This window comes from Arthrobacter sp. NPDC080031 (assembly GCF_040702485.1).
GTDB lineage: Bacteria > Actinomycetota > Actinomycetes > Actinomycetales > Micrococcaceae > Arthrobacter.
Map to the genome: position 1 here is coordinate 19,001 of NZ_JBFBLA010000020.1, position 18,108 is coordinate 37,108.

Sequence of the window (18,108 nt, forward strand, 5' to 3'; positions counted from 1 at the left end):
CAACAGGCACTTTCGATGGCGCCCGTTGCCTTCCACGTGAAGGTGACGGGCGCCGTCGTGTGGGCCCGCATATCTGAGCGAGCGTTTGGCAAGCACGCGATATATGTGAGCGAGCGTTTGGCAGGACCGACGCTCGCTCACCTTTATGGCATTTTCCTTCAACGCTCGCTCACCTTTGAGGTATTTTCTTCCGACGCTCGCTCACCTTTATGGCACTTTTCGCCAGCGCTCGCTCACCTTTATGGCATTTTCCTTCAACGCTCGCTCACCTTTACGGCATTTTCCTTCAACGCTCGCTCACCTTTGACGAATCTGGCCTGAGGGGAAAGGTTTTATGGAAACATTTGGCAACCGCTTGCCGAATGATTGCCCGGGTCATTAGAATTACATCAAGCTTCAACTAATTTCAGGCCTGATTCGGCCGAAGCCTTTCCATCATCGCAAGCCGGAACATGGGGTACCGGCAAGGGTAAAGGAGCCCGCAATGAACAAGCTCAGCAAACTCAGCATCCTAGGCTACGGGGCTGGCGACGCCGCCAACAACCTTGCCTTCACTACTGCAACCATGTTCCTGCTCGTCTACTACACCGACGTCGCGGGCATATCTGCGGCGGCCGCCGGGACCCTGTTGCTCACTGTCAGGATCTTCGACGCTTTCGCCGATGTCTTTGCCGGACGGTTGGTTGACCGCGCCTACAGCAAGCGCTTCGGAAAATTCCGACCATTCATCATGTTCGGCTCCATTCCGTTGCTGCTCCTGAGTGTCGCGGCCTTCTCCATTCCGCAGATCGGCGAAACGGGGATGTTGCTCTACGCCTACGCGACATACGCGGCCTTGGGCCTGGCCTACTCGCTGGTCAACATCCCGTACGGTTCGCTGGCCGGCGCGATGACCCAAGAGCCGGGGGAGCGAGCAAAGCTGGGCTCTGCCCGCATGGTCGGCGCCCTGTTGGTAAGTTCCGCGTTGGGCATCTTCGTAGCTCCGCTGATCAAGCCCGGCGCCAACCTGCAGTCCACCTTCACCATCATCACCCTGGTCTTCGTCGTGATCGGCGCAGCGCTGTACTTCTTCACCTTCCTGACCGCCAAGGAACGTGTCCACCGGACGGTGCCCAAGGTGTCCTTCAAGCAAAGCATGGCAACGCTCAAGACCAACCGTCCCTTGCTCATGCTGTGCCTGAGCTCCTTCCTCTTCCTGACCGGCTACATGGCCCTGTCTTCCGTGCAGCTGTACTACTTGCGCGACGTCCTCGGCCGGCTGGATCTCTACGCAGTCCTCTCCATCGTTCAATTGGCGGTGACCTTTGCCCTCGTTCCGCTCATGCCGAGATTGGTCCGAAACTTCGGCAAGAAAACCATCTATGTGGCCGCCGGGTTCCTCTCCATCATCGGCGGCGCAATCGTCTTCTTCGCTCCGGCCTCCATGGTCTGGATCGGGTTCTCCGGTCTGCTCCTGAGCATGCTTGGCGTCATGGCCGTCAACATCGTGGTGTGGGCCCTGGAGGCAGACACCGTGGAATACGGCGAATGGAAGACCGGTGTCCGGACTGAAGGCATTACGTACGCGCTGTTCTCTTTCACCCGCAAGACGGGCCAGGCCGTCGGCGGTGCCCTTGCCGCATATGCACTCGCGGCCGGCGGCTACAAGTCCGGTCCTACGCACACCGCCGAATCCCTGCAGGTTATCCAGTTTGCCGCAGGTGCCCTGCCCGCCATCATGACCATCCTCGCAATCGTCGTCATGGCCAAGTACAAGCTGACCGATGCGTTCCATGCCCAGATCCTGGGCGAAATAAAGGCCCGTCGGGCCCTGGAAACATCCGGCGCGGAGCCGTCGGGTGGGGAACGTGCCGTCTCGACTCCCGCAGTGCGGACCGCGTCGGAAGCCGCCTTGGAAACCGCTGCAGAAACCGCCGGACCGGGAAACATCTCCACGAAATAATATTGCAACCGGTTGCCAATAATTGTCATCCATCCTAAGATCGTCTTTACCCGCCCTGTGGTGCACGTCGCATCCGGGCCAGGCCAGCCCTCGATCAGCAACCCTGAAAGGACCAGCTGTGAAAATCATTGCCGCTGAAGTCTTCGTGACCAGCCCCACCCGGAACTTCGTGACTTTGCGGATCACCACCGAGGACGGCGTGACCGGCATCGGCGACGCGACCCTGAACGGCCGTGAACTCGCCGTGGCCGCGTACTTGAAGGAGCACGTCGCGCAGCTGCTGATCGGCAAGGACCCGCACCGGATCGAGGACACTTGGCAGTTCCTGTACCGCTCGGCGTACTGGCGCCGCGGACCGGTGACCATGGCCGCGATCGCCGCCGTCGACATGGCCCTGTGGGACATCAAGGGCAAGGTGGCGGGGTTGCCGGTCTACCAGCTCCTGGGCGGGGCCTCCCGCAACGGGCTCCGCGCGTACGGCCACGCTTCAGGCGCGGACATTCCCTCCTTGTTCGACTCGGTCCGGGAGCACTTGGAGCTCGGTTACAAGTCGATCCGTATTCAGACCGCCATCCCGGGCATCAAGGCCGTCTACGGGGTGGCCGCGCAGGCGCAGGCCTCGGGCGAGCGCTACGACTACGAGCCTGCCGGCCGCGGTGCGTTCCCGCAGGAAGAGGACTGGGACACCCGGGCCTACCTGCGCCACCTGCCCACCGTCTTCGAGGCCGTGCGCAACGAATTCGGCCCGGAAATCCCGCTGCTGCACGATGGCCACCACCGCATGACTCCCATCCAGGCAGCCAAGCTCGGCAAGGCGCTGGAACCGTATGACCTGTTCTGGCTCGAAGACTGCACTCCGGCCGAAAACCAGGAAGGAGTGCGCCTGGTCCGCCAGCACACCACCACGCCGCTGGCCATCGGTGAAATCTTCAACACGGTCTATGACTTCCAGACCCTCATCAAGGAACAGCTCATCGACTATGTCCGTGCCGCGTCCACGCACTTCGGCGGGATCTCGCCGCTGAAGAAGGTCATGGACTTCGCCGCGCAGTACCAGATCAAGTCCGGCTTCCACGGCCCCACCGACATATCCCCTGTCGGTTTCGCCGCGCAGCTGCACGTGGGCCTGGCCATCCACAACTACGGCATCCAGGAGTACATGCAGCACTCGGACAAGACCAACACGGTCTTCGAACAGTCCATGACCTTCACCGACGGCTACCTGCACCCGGGCGACAGGCCGGGCCTCGGCGTCGAATTCAACGAAGAAGCCGCCAACTCCTTCCCGTATCAGCAGGCCTACCTGCCGTACAACCGCCTCGTCGACGGCACCGTCCATGACTGGTAGGAACATGGGCACGGCCGGCGATCTCGGCGCAGCCGCCGAAAAGCCGCGGCGCATTGTGGTGATGGGCGTCTCCGGTTGCGGCAAGACAACCATCGGGGATCTCGTGGCCAGGGCGCTGGGAGTTCCGTTCCTCGACGGCGATTCGCTCCACCCGGTGGAAAACGTCGCCAAAATGGCTGCCGGGACCCCGCTGACTGACGAAGACCGCTGGCCGTGGCTTGCGACGGTCGGCACGGAACTCGCCAACGCCGGGGACGGCGGGCTGGTCCTTGCTTGCTCCGCCCTCCGCCGCAGCTACCGTGACGCCATTCGTGAGAAAGCCCCGGACACCGTCTTTCTGCACCTGCACGGCAGCAAAGAGGTGCTGAGGGAAAGGACAGAAGGGCGTTCCGGCCACTTCATGCCGCCTGCCCTCCTTGATTCGCAGCTCGCCACCCTGGAACCGCTCGACGCCGACGAGGCCGGGTTCGTCGTGGACATCGCCGCCCCGGTAAGCGAGGTCGTCGCGGAAGCGCTGGCCGGGATTGCCGCCGTCGCAGGTTCCAAAGCTCCGGCCGGCAGCCGCCCCGCGGGTGCCGCGGGCACCCAAGCGCACCGGTTCGACGTCGACCTCCAGTCGGCGCCGTTCAACCTCGACGACGACGCCGTTGCGTGGGTGGACTCCACCATCCGCGGCATGAGCCTCGAGGAAAAAATCGGGCAGCTCTTCATCAACCACAACAACGATTACTTGCCCGAGTACCTCGACGGCGTGCTGGAGAACTATCACGTTGGCGGGATGCGGTACAGGCCGGGTCCGTCCGCGGCTGTCCAGCAACACATCCGTTACGCCCAGTCCAAAACGCGCATCCCGCTCCTGGTGGCCTCCAACCCGGAAATGGGAGGAGCCGGAAGCTGCGACGACGGAACTTTTGTGTCGACCCACCTGCAGGCAGGTTCGCACCCGGATAAGTCGATCGCCAGGAAAATGGGCCAGGTGGCGGGCGTTGAAACCGCGGCATTGGGCTGCAACTGGGCCTTCGCGCCGATCGTGGACATCCACTACAACTGGCGCAACACGGTTATTTCCACCCGGGCATTCGGCAACACACCGGAAATCGTGGTGGAGCGCGCCAAGGAGTACTTCGACGGCATCAGCGAATCCCCCACCGTCTGTGCCATCAAGCACTTCCCGGGGGACGGCGTGGACGAACGGGACCAGCACGTGGTCACTTCGTACAACACGCTCGGGTACGCGGAATGGAATTCCAGCTACGGACATGTGTACCGGGAAATGATCGGCCACGGGGTCCAATCCATCATGGTCGGACACATCGGAGCGCCTGAGCTCACACGGCATTTTCGTCCGGGGACGGAGGACAGGGACATCCTGCCCGCCACCCTCGCTCCGGAACTTCTCCAGGACCTGCTCCGGGGCGAGCTTGGCTTCAACGGACTGATACTTACGGATGCATCCCAAATGGTAGGCCTCACCCAGGCCAAGAAGCGCAAGGACCTCGTTCCGGCCACCATCGCCGCCGGCTGCGATATGTTCCTGTTCTTCCGCAACCCGGCGGAGGACTTCCAGTACATGATGGACGGATACAAATCCGGCGTGATCTCCGATCAGCGCCTGCACGACGCGCTGCGCCGGATTCTGGGATTGAAGGCCAGCCTCGGGCTGCACAAGAAACGGCCGGAAGAACTGACGCCGTCGCCTGAGGCACTGCGGCAGATCGGCAGCGAAGCGCACCTCGCCGTCGCCGCCGAAATCGCCGACAAGACCGTCACCCTGATCAAGGACACCGCCGGCAATCTGCCCATCACACCGGAAACCCATAAGCGCATTCGCCTCTACGGCATCTCCGGCGGTTCCGATTTCACCCGGGCGGACCCGCTGGCCTACCTGGATATGGTCAAGGAGGAACTTGAAACCGCCGGTTTCGAGGTCCACCTCTTCAAGACCGCGGAACAGCGCGAAGCTGCGGGGGAGTCGGGCGTGAACTTCATGAGCGTCATCTCGGACGAAGCCACCGGCGACTATGCGGAAAAGTATGATGCCGCGTTCGTCTTCGCTTGTGTGTTGGGCTTCGCCCAAGAGGCTGCGATCCGCATCAAGTGGTCCAGCCCCATGGCGGCGGAAATCCCTTGGTACGTCACGGAAGTCCCCACCGTGTTCGTCTCGCTGAACCAGCCGAACCACTTGATCGACGTGCCGATGGTCAAGACGGCCATCAACGCCCATGCAGGGACTCGCGAGGCTATTCGGGCCACCATCCAGAAAATCCAGGGCAAGTCCGGCTTCCACGGAACGTTCAATGAGAACGTGTTCTGCGATTCGTTCGACACCCGGCTTTAGGCTGCTTTTCCCCGGAATTTAGGGGATTTTAGAGTGGAATCCCTGCCGACTGAACAGCGTCAGTCCGCAGGGAGCCCGCAGGAATCCGCAGAGCTTCATCCAGCAGATCCTCGGCGGCAGCCCTGGTTCGGCCCTCCGCGGTCGGCCACAGATGTGAATACGTGTCCAGTGTTGTGGTCGCCTTGGCATGGCCCAGTGCCCTCTGGACGGTCACGACGTCGCTCCCTGCCGCGATGAGCCCGGACGCATAGAAGTGTCTCAAGTCGTGCAGCTTCACGTCGGGGAGTCCGGCCGCCTTGGCCGCCTTGCGCCACCAGCCGCCGACCGTGTTTTGTGCCGGCGGTAGGCCGTTTACAGGGCCGACGAACAACCAGTTCTTGGCGCCGTGTACCCCAATGTCCTGGACGTGGGAGGCGAGGATCTGCGTCAGTCCCGCCGGGATGAACACGGTCCGCTCGGACCCGTACTTCGGGGGAGAGATGGCAACCGTTCCCGGGAGCGACCGCTGGACCTGGCGCTGGATATTTAGCGTGCGTCGGAGAAAGTCCACGTCATCAAGTTGGATGCCGACGGCTTCCCCGAGCCGCAGCGCCGCAAATGCGCACAGAGCGATGAACGGCCGGAACCACTCCGGGCGGCATCCAATATCCGCCCGACCTCGGCGGGCGACGGAATTGTCATGGCGGCCTCGGCTTTCCTAACCCGAGGCAAAGTGATGCCATCCGCTGGATTAGCAGCAAGAAGCCGGTCCTTCGTAGCTCCACGGAGGATGGAGCGGCCGTTGCTATATCGAGTCTTGATCGTCCCGGCGGCCAGCCCGTCCACGCTCATCTTCTTCACCCACGCTTCAACATGGGAGCGTTTTAGGTTCCGGAACTCCACATGCCCGAACGTGCACGAGCGAACGGCCAGACTCATTGCCTTTAACGTGCCTGGTGCCCGCCGCTGTGCCCAGTCCGCGAAGAATGAGTTCAGCGTGACTTTCCCTGACTTTGGATCTACATACGAGCCTCATCGGCGCCGCGTGGTTTGCCTGGGTCGACGAGACCGTCGAAGAAATTGGGGACGATGACGGCCCTCGCCGGATTCTGGAAATCATGACGAACATCCCCGGGTTGGCGAGATTCGAGTGGACCGAAGCCTTCTGGGAGGACGCGGACATCGCTGTGGTTGTCGAAGGCGACCATCTTCACCTCGAATTTGTCGGGAGCGCTTTGGCAGATTGGACGCTGACTGCGACGTATCGTGGTCAGTCGATCGAAATATCCGCACAGCAGCAACACGACAAAGCAGACTTTGGGGTTATCACCTTTCCCGGTACAGCCCGACTATTCACGGATTCTTCGTTGGTGCGGAATCATCCAAGCTTTGCGGTCAACGCCTTGGTGATGAACGCTCCCAAACCTGATTAGTCGCTCCAAGCCGATTGCCATCAGAACTGACAGCTTCGTGAGCCATGCCGGAAACTTACCTCGTGCCTCGAGTGGTGAGCGAAAAGGTCAACCATGTCCGGAACAACGGCCCAGAGCTCATCGAGCCGGCAGCCTAGGACTGCCGCTCTTTGTCTCATTGCGGCGGCAGACTCCACTGTGCTCGTAGCTCGGCAGCGGCTCAGCTCGGCCCGAAGTCAATGGAGAGTGCATCGATGTCGTTCGGATGACGCGAGGCCAGTGGATCGCCTATGTAAACCACCACGCCCAGCCTTGGGTTGGGTGTTCTTGTTAGCAGCCGCGTTGAATGCCATGCTCTGGGCCAGCCCAACCATAGGTTATCGGCGCTTTCCGAACCTGAACGTTAGGCCGGGAAGAATTCGCAACGTTGCGCGACCCCGACTATTCAAAGTGAGCGGCCCGATCCTTTCGGACACCGAGGCTCCGCTCTTGGAGATGTTGACGTGCCCGTTCTGGCCGAGCTTGACGCGCTTGCGATAGATGAACCCCATGCCCGTATCCTCTGCCATCGACGCCGGTTAATGCAATGGGACTGCCCAGGGTTCGCGGGGGACTCGGGCGCCGGGTCATTCCTTACGGAACTTGCCTCGCGGGCCGCCCAAGTCCCAGTCGTCGGCGCCTTTAGCCCAGGTCCAAGTTTGAGCCATCGATTCAAAGGGTCGCTAGGGATAGCATCTTCGACTACTTCGCCGACGTGTTCTCCATTTTCTTTTGACGCCTGTAGAACTGGGTTGACGATAGCGGTTACGAACTCGCCGGGAAGGGGGAGTGGCACTCCTCTGCGTCACAATCCTACTGAACGTGTTGTCCGTCTTCCTGCGATAGATAAGTGCATAGAACAGCCCCCACCCGGTGAAGGGTGAGGGCTGGTCCCGGCCTTTGAACTACGAAGGAACGTTCGATGCGTCCCCGCTCGAAGGGGCGCCTTGGGCAACATGCTCCGTTTGTCGGTCTGGAGCGACGGAAACAAGGTAGTCGAGCCCCGATGCTGCGCGGCCGATACCCACGAGCAGAGCGATCAAGCCAATCAGCAGGACTATGACGCCGATGACAACTCCGGCCATGGCGCTACTTCCGGAGTAGTAGCTAAAACTTGCCGGGAGCGAGAAAGTCAACACGACGATGCCAATGAATTGGAATACGATGCCGAGAATGATTGGATATGCGGAAGCCTTGGGCTTGTTCAAAAGATGTCCCCAAATCGGTTGAAGTAAATAACGCTCCGATGTTAGTAGCTCATAGCCGAAGCAGCCCTGCCGACACGGGCCGGATCGCTCATCCTGTGGCCGAATTAATCACGAACCTGCCAGCCGATGGCATAACCAGGACGGCCGGAAGATTACCTTCGGACGACTGCCCGTTCTTCCCGAGGATGTGTGACGTCGACCCGCGCCGAGTTCGCGGGCGGAATGTCGATGGACGCCATCGCGAAGAGCTTGAATGAACGCAACGTTCCTACGGCTCACGGCGGCAAGGCTTGGTATGCGGGCACGGTGAAGCGCGTCATCGATTCCCAACGCATACTCGTTGACGCGTAACGAGCCGCGCTGCCACCCTACGAGGGGTAAGGTGGCAGCGGTCATGCGAGCTTGATCAGCGCCTTCCCGGCCCCGAGGTAGCCGCAAGCCTCAATAGCGCGTCTGTGCCGGGTGCCCGAGACGCAAAATGGTATGCCTCGACAGTTCGATTCGCGGGGGCGCGTCAGCCCGTGGGCTCCGACCGATGAACACCAGGCCTTCCAGCACCCCCCGTCGCACGTAGGCCGGATGCCCATGCTGGCGGTTGCGCCCTGGATGTCGGTCGTACCGGCATAGAATCCTTCGGTGGATGAAATTGTTGGATGACTTCAAAAGTTCGGCCCGTTGATCGGTGGCATCTTGGTTCCAGCCGGAGGACTTTGGCTGAAACTAAGGAACGGTCGCCAAGATCCGGCCAAGGTTAGATCAATGAAGCAGCACGCAAAGTTGCACGATTTGCTGCCAGCGTCAGCCCGAGGTCATGTCGAGGACCTCATTAGGTTTGAGGCGGAGACATATGCCAAGGCGATGATGCGGAAGGGCAAACGTAAGGTCAATGGCGGGAACGTCGCAGCCTTCGTTTTTGTTGCCTTGGTTACAGGCGGTGTCGTTTATGGGTTCATCGCACTTGCTCTAGTATGGCCCCTCTTCTTCATTGGCGCAGCGATCGCGGTAGGATTTGGCGGCCTGTTTTTGGTCGTCGGTGGAGGCCAATTATTTGACTACGAAGCTGATCCCGACGTTGCTGCGACCGCTGATCGGCGACAGGAAGAGATTTCGAGCACAACAGCCGACGGGACCGACCGCATTTCGTAGAGGCCTTGGCGTCTCTTTCATCTGCCTGTCTTCGCCAAGCGATCGTCCCACGCGTCAAGCACGGCGCTCCATTCCGTCGCATGCGACGGGTTGAACAATCGCCAAGCCTTGGCTTCGTCCGATGTTGACCACCAGCGAATGACCTCGCGATGCCCCGCGATGTCATCGCGATCGGGAGGGAAGCACGCATCGGCGTCCGGGCTCCAGGCGCTTATCAGGTCACCGAATGAAGCGTTCAGAACCGGGGCAACCTCAAATCCCGCCTGCGCGAGGCCCCAAGTGCGGTGGCGCCCGTTTATCCACCAGGTATCCGGGCCAGGGTGCAATTGGGGACCCTCGGAGACGCTGAACCAGGTCCCTACGATCCACTCGGCTTCGCCGTCCATCGGTAGATCGACGTCGATGCAGAGAGTGGGCATCAGCAGATCTCTGTGGCACTTTTGTACGCGTTCGAGCATCTCGATTACCGCTTCGCCTATCGGCTGCCACCCACCGTCTGGCGGCCCGCTGTGCCGAGCAGAGCCGTCTTGCACGTCAGGATCGGCAATCAGAGGATTGTCTTGGAGTGGAGCCCAACACCAGGCCGCAGGGCTGAAAATCTCGATACTTGTCACGCGGCCTCAGAACTGATTGAGGAATCTTCGGCTGGCGTCGAGCGCGGGGGCCCTAGTCTCACATTTGGATGCGAGGACACCTGCCGCTCGCTCAGGCGTTTCCGAGAGAGCAGGAAGGCGCTAGTCAACTGAGCGCCAGACTCAGCTTGCATCTTCGATGGGAGCGAATACCCAGCGTTCGACGAGAAGCTCGTAGCTGCCAACTTCCAGCGGTCGGCCATCATCGCGGGAGTTATGTTCGGTGGCCGCCTTCACGCCCGCAACAAGGTCGTCAGCGGCCGCCAATGCGCGGACATGGCGACGCAGGTCTTTCAAGCAGTCGAGCGCTTCGTCGGGATCAAGAGCATAAACGTCAAACCGGGCGCCCTCATGAGCGATCCAATTCCGCGCATCCCGACCGGCCTCAAGGACTGCCGCATCCTCCACAGCGAAGGCGTCTGGTGATTGCTTGTTGAGCTGGGTCAGTGCGCGGTTCAGATATACGAATCCCTGCCCGCGGAAGTCCTCCATGATTCCTTCAATGGCGGCGTCAAAGTCGCCTGCTTCGGCTTCCGCCAGATTCATCAGCCGCTTCGTGAGCTGGAGGCTCTTGAGTAGGTTTTTGCAGTTGTTTTCGAAGTTTTGAGCGATGTAGGTTGCGCGTCCAACCGTCAGGAGTGCCGGATCGGCCCAGTCTGACGTTGGTTTGGCTAACACACTCCACGACATGACCGGAACTTTATACCAACGGCAAGATGCCGTGAAGCGTCAGAGGACCGGAGTTTCCCTATCGCAGTCCTCCTGTCTTCGACATGCGTCACTTGTCAAAGGGAGAAGGTGCGGGACCCAGGGAGTCCAGCGACGCCGCTTTCAAATCAAAGTACAGATCCCGAAATTGGCTTTGAGTCGTCCATCTACGGGCCACAACTCGCTACTGCGTCCGCCGACAAGCCAAGCTTGAGCCTGATCTTCTGGGCTGCCACATGGGATGGGTCTGGAGCGCTGGGGTTATTCCAAGCGTTCCATTCTGCGAAGTAGCCTTGCTGGGTGGTCGACAAAGCAGCCGAGGCTGCGTGAGTGAGCTCGCCATAGAGGCCATCCAGGAACGCGTTCACGTCTGCGGCTACTACATCGGGCCATGCCCGCGGCGGGGCGCTAAGCTGCTGAATCGATGCTTTGATCGCGTCCCTGTAGAGTGCAGTGTCACGGTCCGCAGCAGCAAGAACAAAAGGATGAGCTTCGACCGACGCGTTCATTGAATCCGCTACCTTATTGGACTTGCACATGACGCTTAGATAGAACTGTCCTGCTTCCGCGACGCTCATCGCGGTAGGAGTCGGCGTAGGCGTCGGAGTCGGAATAGCAGTTCCCGCTGCGGCGCTGGCGCCCTGGCTCTGAGTATTGGCGGCGGGGTTCCCCGCACAAGCCGAGAGGCTGGCAAGTAGAACTATCGCAACAAGTACTGAAACAATTTTCACGTTATCCCCCATCGTTTTTCGCATCATTGTCAGGCTTTCCTACCCTGCATACTTGTCGAATTGTGTCGCATACTGCGGGCAATAGTCTTGAATACCGGCGCCAACCATTAGCGACAGATCGTCGCGCATCTTTGCGCTCTGCGCGGTCTGCAGGATCGGCGGCACTAGCTCCTCCACTGTGTGCCCTTGATCGAGGGCGGCACATGCGGTTGTGGCCACTCTGATCAAGTTGCTGTCCGGCGCTGCACCTAGCGTCGTCGTGTGCGAGCGTACGTAGCTTATGAAGACCGAATCGTTGCCCGACAGCGAGTCCGCGGCCGCCGAGGCTTGGGTTACCTGTGACGCTGGCGAACTCGACTGTGGCTTTGCGCCAAAGACTGACGCGGAACAGCTCGCGAAGCCGATACCACCAATGACGAACAACGCGACTACGCAGCCTATACCACCGAGCCTTGCACCTTTCGGCGAAAGTGTGGCCTTCGCCGTGGATACGATGGATTCCATCGACGGCGCGGACGTGCTCGCCATGCCGCGTGGATCGAAAGGGTAGGTCTTGCCGGTCCATTGACTGCCGTCCCAATATCGGGCTTGAGCCGCGTTAGACGGGTCTGGATACCAGCCGGCAGGATTGCTCATGAGATTCCCCCATTTTCTATTGTGAGTGAGTCGCTGGGCGGCTCGGGATCGATCGTAAGGCTTGGTTGCCCCCCGGGCGCTTAGGCGCCTCTGTGCCCTCCGTCACAGGCTCGGCCGGCGTGTCCTTCGGCGTGATGACGTCGTCGGGGGTGGCGGGGTCTCGGAGAGCGACAGGATGTCCTGTAGGGGCTGCTTAGTGAAGCGGATGCTGCGCTCACCGCAGTCGAGGGACGGCCACTTGCGCATCTAGGCGTTTTCCCGGACTTTGCGGATGTTGATTTGGAGAATGTCAGCGATTTCCTGGGCCGCGTAGATGCGGTCCTCCGGAACGTTTTGGGGGTAAGGAGTTCGAATCTCCTGACCTCCATATTGTCGATGCCTCGCAGTAGTATTCGGGCATGCCTGACCAGCCCGAATATCCCGCGCCGTTGAATTCAGTCGGTGCCCCGCCTCCGCGTCAAACGGAACCACTGTCAACCGTTTCAAGGGTGCCCGTTATCGCCAAGCTCGTTTGGCCGAAGTACCTTCAATATGTTCCGGCCATGGTCACCCGGACCTCGGAGGGCAAGGTCCTGGTGCAGTGGTGGCCGAATCCCTTTGGATCGGCCACCAGATTGACGTGGCTAAAGGACACGGACGTGAGGGCCGAACTGCGCTACGAACGTTGAGTCAGGCGGCCGGATTCGCGACGTCCACCAACTTGGTGTTGTCTTCAACGAGTTCCACGGGCCTCATCGTCCATGACGACGCCAAGCCATACGCATCGCCCAGTACGGCGTCCAGCAGGGCGTGGCCCCTGGTTTCCTTGGGGTCGATCCAATCGTCGATCATGTCTGCAGAGATCGGAACCGGGATCCGGTCATGCAGATTGTGCAATCTCTCATGAACGCCTTCCGGAGGGGAATCCATGGTCAGGATCGAGCAGGACAAACGCCAGGCTCCGGGTGCGGACTTGTCCTCGATGCTCTCGTCGCGCCATGGCGCAAACAATCCGGCGAAGGTAATCAGCTCATCCTGGGGTTCAACGATGTAGCGCTGCTTGGGATCCTTGCGGCCAGGCCCCGATTTTTTCCACTCGTAGTAGGCGGAAGCCGGAACGACGGCCCGCCATTTGGGTAGGGAAGCCCTGAACACCGGGACAGCCCCGGCGGTTTCCGAGCGCGCATTCCATGTGGGCACCTTCGAATCGAAAGACTTGGAGAAGGTTGGAACCAAGCCCCACCGCCCGGCCGCGAGCTCCCGTTCGACTGAACCGTTTCCAGCCCGTCCCCGCAGAAAGATCACGGGGTCGGTCGGGTTGATCTGGAGTGTTGGCGAAGGGTAGTCGGTATCACCGCGCAGCACGGCACCGAGCTTCCTCGAGAGATAGTCTGCTTCGAACCCGACACTGAACCGACCGCACATATCGATATTCTCGCCTAGCGCTTGGGACAACGCCAGCCGAACAAGCCCATACTGGAGCAAGATGCAAGAGCCCGCATCCTGACCACTCGGACATCTGGAGGGCCCCATGAGCAATCCGCGTGGCGAGGAAACGCCGCCGTCCAAGGGCCGTCCCGCCCGCTTGAGCGGACCCGTGCTGGCAGGTGTCCTCCCACATCAGCCTGGCGCGGTGGTTGAGAAAGCCGCGGAAGTTGCGCTGAGTGCGGGATTGGAATTGGTCCTGGCCTTCGCCGATGTCACCAGCTTCCCGTCGGCGGGGGACCGGGACGGGCACCTGGCGGCCCAACCGATCGACCCAGACGGAATTGACGACGACGCCGCGGCCATCTCGGAGTCGCTGCGATCCCGCATCGCGGATCAACTTGACGGAACGGGTGTGCGGTGGACCTTTGTGACGCTTGCCGGCGAGCCTGCCCGTTCACTGGGCCGTTATGCGGCGGGTATCAACGCTTCCATGATCGTCGTAGGAACCAAGGAACATCGCCTCGGCCCAAGGTTTGAAGGACTGCTCACCGGATCGGTAGCCTTGCATCTGGCACATCGCCAAAACTGCCCCGTGCTCATGGTTCCCTTGGGCCGTCACGACCCAAGCAGGGATCAATGAAGGAAAGCAGTACCGCACCGCCGGGAGCCAAATCCCAGACGGCACCACCGGACCGGCACCCGCACCGCCCGCTTCATCTGCACGGGCGGTTCGTTCTGCTCGTCGCCGCCGGCGGAATCCTGGGGGCTTTGAGCCGCTACGGGTTTGGCATGGCGCTTCCGGCGCCAAACGCATGGCCGCTGCCCACCCTGCTTATCAATCTGTCCGGCGCGCTCGCGCTTGGCTGGCTCCTCGAAGCACTCTCACGGAGCGGGCCCGACGCCGGCCTCCGCCGGATTGCCCGCTTGGGCATAGGAAGCGGCTTCCTCGGGGCCTACACCACCTACAGCACTCTGGCGCTGGACTCTGTTCGTCTCATCGGAGCTGGACGCGCGATGGATGCTATCTGGTACCTGGCGGCCAGCCTGCTAGGCGGTGCCGCGGCCACGATCCTGGGGATTTGGCTAGGGGCGCTCCGCCACAAGTCCGCCCAAAAGGGGCAGAAGGCCCGGCCATGACGCTCCTTCTCATAGCGCTCGCGGGGGGCGCAGGGGCAGCCGCCCGTTTCGTAGTCGATGGGGTGGTCCGGTCCTGGGCCCGGACGGCGCTGCCGCTGGGCACCATCTTCATCAACACCTCCGGGTCGCTTCTCATGGGGATCCTGGCGGGACTGGTCATGGCACATCAGGCTCCCGAATCCCTTCAGTTGATTCTCGGCACAGGATTCCTCGGCGGATACACGACCTTCAGCACGGCGAGCTTGGAGACCGTCAGGCTTGTCCAGAGCGGCCGGACCGGACTTGCCCTCCTCAACGGAGTGGGCACTATGGCGGCTTGCGTCGCAGCTGCGGCAGCCGGCGTCGGGCTGGTCCTGTTGTTCTGAGGCGCTGTCCGCAGCCAAATCCCAAAGGTAGGATCGGGCGCATGGCAAAGAAGACATTCAATGAGCTCCTGTCCGCCCAGGTAGGAAACGAGTTTGCCGCGTCCCAGCAGTACATCGCGGTGGCGGTGTACTTTGATGCCCAGGATCTACCGCAGCTGGCGGCACACTTCTACCGGCAGTCATTGGAAGAACGCAACCACGCCATGATGATGGTCCAGTACATGTTGGACCGCAATCAGCCGGTCGAGATTCCAGGAGTTCCGGCCGTCCGAAACGACTTTGCCGACGTGCGGGAACCGATTGCCTTGGCGCTGGCCCAGGAAAAGGAAGTCACCCGCAACATTGAGGAACTCTTCCGGGCAGCGAGGGAACAAAATGATCCCCTCGGCGAGCAATTCATGTTGTGGTTCCTGAAGGAGCAGGTCGAAGAAGTGGCCTCGATGACCACTTTGTTGAATGTTGCTGAGCGTGCGGAGAACCTCTTCGACCTTGAGAACTATGTCGCCCGGGAACAAGTCGGCGACAGCGGGAACGACACGGGCGCGCCGCCCACGGCAGGTGGGGCGATCTAGCTCCCGACCCGCCGCAGATGTGGCGCTCAGGCTTTGGGAGTGGTTTTTTCGCCTGCGAGGGACGCTGTGAGTCCGGCGAGAAGGATGCTGATGCCCTGGTCCAGTTCGGCCGCGCCGTCGTAGTCCGCGAGCACCGGGCCAAGGGCGCGGAGGCGGGGAAATTCCTTCGCAGGCAGGCGGTGCAGGCCAAGGCGGAGCAGTGCTTCGTTTTCGTCCGGATCCACCACGAATTCCTGCAGTTCATTGAGGATGTGGCCGTACAGGAACCCGTAGTAAGCCCGGTAGACGTGCAGCGCGTCGGCCGGGGCGAACCCGGCGTCGATCAGCAACGAGAGGATCTGTTCAAGCGGGCGCAGCGTGCCCAGCGGGCGCAGGCCCAAGGGCGTCGAGAGCGGGCGGGTCACGAGCAGTGGCACCACGTTCGGGTGCCGCAGGGCCAACAAGCGCAAGTCATGTGCTATCTGCCGCAGCTGTGCCTGCCAATCCGGGCGGTCCGGGAAGATGGAAAGCTCCTTCAGGACCAACTCCGTCACGCCGTCCAGGAGCGCGGCCCGATTGGCGGCGTACCGGTAGAGACTCATCGGATCCCGGCCCAGTTCCTGCCCAAGGCGCCGCATGGTGAGCGCGTCCAGTCCTTCCGCGTCCACCAATGCCAGGGCAGTGGAGAGCACGAGGTCGCGGCTGAGCCTGGGTTTCTCCCCGGGGGCCTTCTCGCCGGCAGTCGAAGAATTGATCGGAGTCTTTCGGGGCGGCACGGGATTCCATCCTGATCTGATCGCGTTTCGCGTGTTCTTGGGGAAGAAAAGAAGCTTGATTACTTTGTAGTCTACGCGTAAAGTCTACATCGTAGACAAGATTCCTACGCAGGTTTAACGAGGCGGACTTCAGCGCACGGCCACCGGCCGCCGCACCCCTTGGAAAGCCGTGACTGCGCACAACGCACAGACCGCCCGAGCCGCAGAGTTCCACAGAAACCGGGTGACCGCCCCGGTGCCGCGTGCACGCATTGGGGCTCAGCTGCTATAGCCACATGGCAGCACACACAATGCACCCGCAACAAAGGGCCCCCATGGCTAATGCAATTAAGATGCACTTCGACAAATTCCTTGAAGAAGCCACCATCCACACGAACGACCGGTCCGACTCGACTCTCGGACGGGACTGCTTTTACGGCCTGTACACCAGTTGGAGTTGGCTGCAGCAGTCCGTGCCGCAGCCGGAGAGCTCTTTTTGGGCGGCGATGAAGACCAAGGGCATTGATCCTGCAGGCAACGGATTGGCCATGACAGGCCCGGCCGCCGCCGACTACATTCTGGCAAGCTGCCCGGCCCTGGCCTGATCCGATGAGCACCATCTCAAGCACCTACCTCCCCCTGGACGCCCACCAGCCCCGGGGCAAGCAGCCCTGGTGCGTGACATGCGACACTGACGTGCACCTCGTTGTGGACTCCATCACCATGATGGACCGCCGCAGCGAAACCCTCGCCGCTGCCTTCAACTGCGCCAAATGCGGTGGCGCGCGCGTCCTGTCCACCACGGCGGCCTTCGTCGCCGCGGTCCTGGCCCGGTCGACAGCCAATACTGACGTCCTCCATCTGGGCGCCGAGTACATCCACTGCGGGGAACCCATGACCCCGAGCGATCCGGACCGGAGAAGCTTGCTCACGCCGGTCTCCACCCAGCCGCGGTCAACGGACCTGCTCGGGAACTACCTCCGCATCCGGGTACTGCGTTGCCGGTGCGGCTTCCAAATGGAAAAGCCGCGCTAGCTGACCCGCTTACCTTCATTAGTAAGTATACTTAGTAACGAATGCCTAGGCCGTCGGCCCGGGCACGCAAACAAACAAGGGAGACTCACATGTTGCTTTGGATAGCCATCATTATTGCCGTTCTCTGGCTTCTCGGCCTTATCGGCGGCATCGGCGGCGGGCTCATTCACCTGCTTTTGGTTGTCGCTGTCGTCGTTCTGATCTTCCACTTCATCCGCGGCAGGTCACGCGTGTAGGGTCCGACTGCAACGCCGCCCCCTCCTGGGCTGAGGTTCCGGAGGGGGCGGATTCCCGAGCCGACCTTTCGCCGGGAACCGGCGATCAGCTGCCCCCGGTCTCTATCTCTTCAAAAGGCTCCGAGGCTTCCACCCGGCCCAGGAGCGACAGGCGGCTCGCGATTCGGGCCAGATCAACCTTCCGGGCGCCGATCCGCCGGGCCGGGTCCGGGGCCAGGTCACCGGCAAGGTCCCAGTCCAAGGGCCCGTGGCCCACCAGGAACAGCGTGATGCCCTGGTCGTACAAGACATCCACCACGTCACTAACCGTTGCCAGGCCGGTGCGGACCCGGCAGCCGGCTCGATCGTTGGCGAGGGTACGCCGTCGATCACCCAGGTTCCGTAGTCCTCGGCCAAAGCCAAGTAGTCCGCGGTTGACATGAGGCCGCCGCACAGTTCCGCGAAACTGACCCAGAGCATGTCGTCAGCCATTTTGACGGTGAGCCGTTGCGTCGTGGGGGTGA

General features: G+C 61.4%; 25 protein-coding genes and 1 pseudogene. 15 read left to right on the top strand and 11 right to left on the bottom strand.

All coding sequences use genetic code 11. The features are described 5' to 3' along the window. The first annotated feature begins 15 nt into the window (after positions 1-15). The 4 genes from AB0323_RS16580 (at position 16) to AB0323_RS16595 (ending at position 5,628) form a co-directional block, all read left to right on the top strand. Positions 16-321, top strand: coding sequence for a hypothetical protein (locus AB0323_RS16580; protein WP_366178294.1), 306 nt, complete (start codon positions 16-18; stop codon positions 319-321). Positions 322-484: 163 nt separating this feature from the next. Beyond that, on the top strand, positions 485-1,942 hold the full coding sequence (gene uidB, locus AB0323_RS16585) for a glucuronide transporter (protein ID WP_366178295.1): 1,458 nt from the start codon (positions 485-487) through the stop codon (positions 1,940-1,942). A gap of 118 nt (positions 1,943-2,060) precedes the next feature. After that, on the top strand, positions 2,061-3,290 hold the full coding sequence (gene manD / locus AB0323_RS16590; RefSeq protein WP_366178296.1) for a D-mannonate dehydratase ManD: 1,230 nt from the start codon (positions 2,061-2,063) through the stop codon (positions 3,288-3,290). Next, positions 3,280-5,628, top strand: a complete 2,349-nt coding sequence (locus AB0323_RS16595; protein ID WP_366178297.1) for a gluconokinase, GntK/IdnK-type — start codon at positions 3,280-3,282, stop codon at positions 5,626-5,628. Before manD ends, AB0323_RS16595 begins: the two co-directional genes overlap by 11 nt. A gap of 28 nt (positions 5,629-5,656) precedes the next feature. Here the strand turns inward: AB0323_RS16595 and AB0323_RS16600 are convergent, their stop codons facing one another. Beyond that, positions 5,657-6,274 (bottom strand): site-specific integrase, encoded by a 618-nt coding sequence (locus AB0323_RS16600; protein WP_366178362.1) that lies wholly within the window; start codon positions 6,272-6,274, stop codon positions 5,657-5,659. A gap of 451 nt (positions 6,275-6,725) precedes the next feature. Between AB0323_RS16600 and AB0323_RS16605 the strand changes: the two genes are divergently transcribed. Further along, positions 6,726-7,040, top strand: coding sequence for a hypothetical protein (locus AB0323_RS16605; RefSeq protein WP_366178298.1), 315 nt, complete (start codon positions 6,726-6,728; stop codon positions 7,038-7,040). Positions 7,041-7,396: 356 nt separating this feature from the next. Here the strand turns inward: AB0323_RS16605 and AB0323_RS16610 are convergent, their stop codons facing one another. Further along, complete coding sequence (locus AB0323_RS16610; protein WP_366178299.1) at positions 7,397-7,588, bottom strand: DUF4236 domain-containing protein; 192 nt, start codon at positions 7,586-7,588, stop codon at positions 7,397-7,399. A 375-nt stretch (positions 7,589-7,963) separates the two neighbouring features. After that, positions 7,964-8,266, bottom strand: a complete 303-nt coding sequence (locus AB0323_RS16615; RefSeq protein WP_366178300.1) for a hypothetical protein — start codon at positions 8,264-8,266, stop codon at positions 7,964-7,966. A 189-nt stretch (positions 8,267-8,455) separates the two neighbouring features. On the opposite strand from AB0323_RS16615, the gene AB0323_RS16620 reads away from it, so the two are divergent. After that, positions 8,456-8,617 carry a recombinase family protein gene (locus AB0323_RS16620; protein WP_366178301.1) on the top strand — a complete coding sequence of 54 codons (162 nt, stop codon included), beginning with the start codon at positions 8,456-8,458 and terminating at the stop codon, positions 8,615-8,617. Between the two features lie 408 nt (positions 8,618-9,025). Next, positions 9,026-9,412, top strand: coding sequence for a hypothetical protein (locus AB0323_RS16625; RefSeq protein WP_366178302.1), 387 nt, complete (start codon positions 9,026-9,028; stop codon positions 9,410-9,412). A 17-nt stretch (positions 9,413-9,429) separates the two neighbouring features. On the opposite strand, the gene AB0323_RS16630 is transcribed toward AB0323_RS16625, so the two are convergent. From AB0323_RS16630 to AB0323_RS16645, 4 genes are all read right to left on the bottom strand, one after another. Then, positions 9,430-9,831 (bottom strand): hypothetical protein, encoded by a 402-nt coding sequence (locus AB0323_RS16630; protein WP_366178303.1) that lies wholly within the window; start codon positions 9,829-9,831, stop codon positions 9,430-9,432. A gap of 336 nt (positions 9,832-10,167) precedes the next feature. Further along, positions 10,168-10,734, bottom strand: coding sequence for a hypothetical protein (locus AB0323_RS16635; protein ID WP_366178304.1), 567 nt, complete (start codon positions 10,732-10,734; stop codon positions 10,168-10,170). A 185-nt stretch (positions 10,735-10,919) separates the two neighbouring features. Further along, positions 10,920-11,330 (bottom strand): hypothetical protein, encoded by a 411-nt coding sequence (locus AB0323_RS16640; protein ID WP_366178305.1) that lies wholly within the window; start codon positions 11,328-11,330, stop codon positions 10,920-10,922. 192 nt (positions 11,331-11,522) lie between these two features. Next, positions 11,523-12,119, bottom strand: a complete 597-nt coding sequence (locus AB0323_RS16645) for a DUF2510 domain-containing protein (RefSeq protein WP_366178306.1) — start codon at positions 12,117-12,119, stop codon at positions 11,523-11,525. A 488-nt stretch (positions 12,120-12,607) separates the two neighbouring features. On the opposite strand from AB0323_RS16645, the gene AB0323_RS16650 reads away from it, so the two are divergent. Then, on the top strand, positions 12,608-12,787 hold the full coding sequence (locus AB0323_RS16650) for a hypothetical protein (protein ID WP_234757138.1): 180 nt from the start codon (positions 12,608-12,610) through the stop codon (positions 12,785-12,787). Between the two features lies 1 nt (position 12,788). On the opposite strand, the gene AB0323_RS16655 is transcribed toward AB0323_RS16650, so the two are convergent. Next, the gene (locus AB0323_RS16655) at positions 12,789-13,523 is read right to left on the bottom strand and encodes an SOS response-associated peptidase (protein WP_366178307.1); all 735 of its coding nucleotides are present in this window, start codon (positions 13,521-13,523) and stop codon (positions 12,789-12,791) included. 106 nt (positions 13,524-13,629) lie between these two features. Here AB0323_RS16655 and AB0323_RS16660 point away from each other — a divergent pair, with 106 nt between their 5' ends. Genes AB0323_RS16660 through AB0323_RS16675 form a run of 4 tightly spaced genes read left to right on the top strand, consistent with a single transcriptional unit; the run spans position 13,630 to position 15,600 of the window. Then, entirely contained in the window at positions 13,630-14,166 is a 537-nt protein-coding gene (locus AB0323_RS16660) for a universal stress protein (protein WP_366178308.1), read from the top strand. Continuing rightward, the gene (locus AB0323_RS16665; protein WP_366178309.1) at positions 14,163-14,663 is read left to right on the top strand and encodes a CrcB family protein; all 501 of its coding nucleotides are present in this window, start codon (positions 14,163-14,165) and stop codon (positions 14,661-14,663) included. Before AB0323_RS16660 ends, AB0323_RS16665 begins: the two co-directional genes overlap by 4 nt. Continuing rightward, the gene (crcB, locus tag AB0323_RS16670) at positions 14,660-15,028 is read left to right on the top strand and encodes a fluoride efflux transporter CrcB (protein WP_364532805.1); all 369 of its coding nucleotides are present in this window, start codon (positions 14,660-14,662) and stop codon (positions 15,026-15,028) included. Before AB0323_RS16665 ends, crcB begins: the two co-directional genes overlap by 4 nt. Before the next feature lie 41 nt (positions 15,029-15,069). Further along, positions 15,070-15,600 (top strand): ferritin, encoded by a 531-nt coding sequence (locus AB0323_RS16675; protein WP_366178310.1) that lies wholly within the window; start codon positions 15,070-15,072, stop codon positions 15,598-15,600. A 26-nt stretch (positions 15,601-15,626) separates the two neighbouring features. Here the strand turns inward: AB0323_RS16675 and AB0323_RS16680 are convergent, their stop codons facing one another. Then, positions 15,627-16,334: a TetR/AcrR family transcriptional regulator C-terminal domain-containing protein gene (locus AB0323_RS16680; RefSeq protein ID WP_366178363.1), complete on the bottom strand. Its 708-nt coding sequence runs from the start codon at positions 16,332-16,334 to the stop codon at positions 15,627-15,629. A 335-nt stretch (positions 16,335-16,669) separates the two neighbouring features. Here AB0323_RS16680 and AB0323_RS16685 point away from each other — a divergent pair, with 335 nt between their 5' ends. From AB0323_RS16685 to AB0323_RS16695, 3 genes are all read left to right on the top strand, one after another. Continuing rightward, positions 16,670-16,939: a hypothetical protein gene (locus tag AB0323_RS16685; protein ID WP_366178311.1), complete on the top strand. Its 270-nt coding sequence runs from the start codon at positions 16,670-16,672 to the stop codon at positions 16,937-16,939. Between the two features lie 4 nt (positions 16,940-16,943). Then, positions 16,944-17,369: a hypothetical protein gene (locus AB0323_RS16690; RefSeq protein WP_366178312.1), complete on the top strand. Its 426-nt coding sequence runs from the start codon at positions 16,944-16,946 to the stop codon at positions 17,367-17,369. A gap of 89 nt (positions 17,370-17,458) precedes the next feature. Then, positions 17,459-17,605, top strand: a complete 147-nt coding sequence (locus tag AB0323_RS16695; protein ID WP_364532817.1) for a lmo0937 family membrane protein — start codon at positions 17,459-17,461, stop codon at positions 17,603-17,605. Between the two features lie 85 nt (positions 17,606-17,690). Here the strand turns inward: AB0323_RS16695 and AB0323_RS16700 are convergent, their stop codons facing one another. Next, positions 17,691-17,903 (bottom strand): hypothetical protein, encoded by a 213-nt coding sequence (locus AB0323_RS16700; protein ID WP_366178365.1) that lies wholly within the window; start codon positions 17,901-17,903, stop codon positions 17,691-17,693. A gap of 113 nt (positions 17,904-18,016) precedes the next feature. Continuing rightward, positions 18,017-18,076: pseudogene (locus AB0323_RS16705) on the bottom strand (hypothetical protein); the annotation flags it as partial. Between the last annotated feature and the right edge of the window lie 32 nt (positions 18,077-18,108).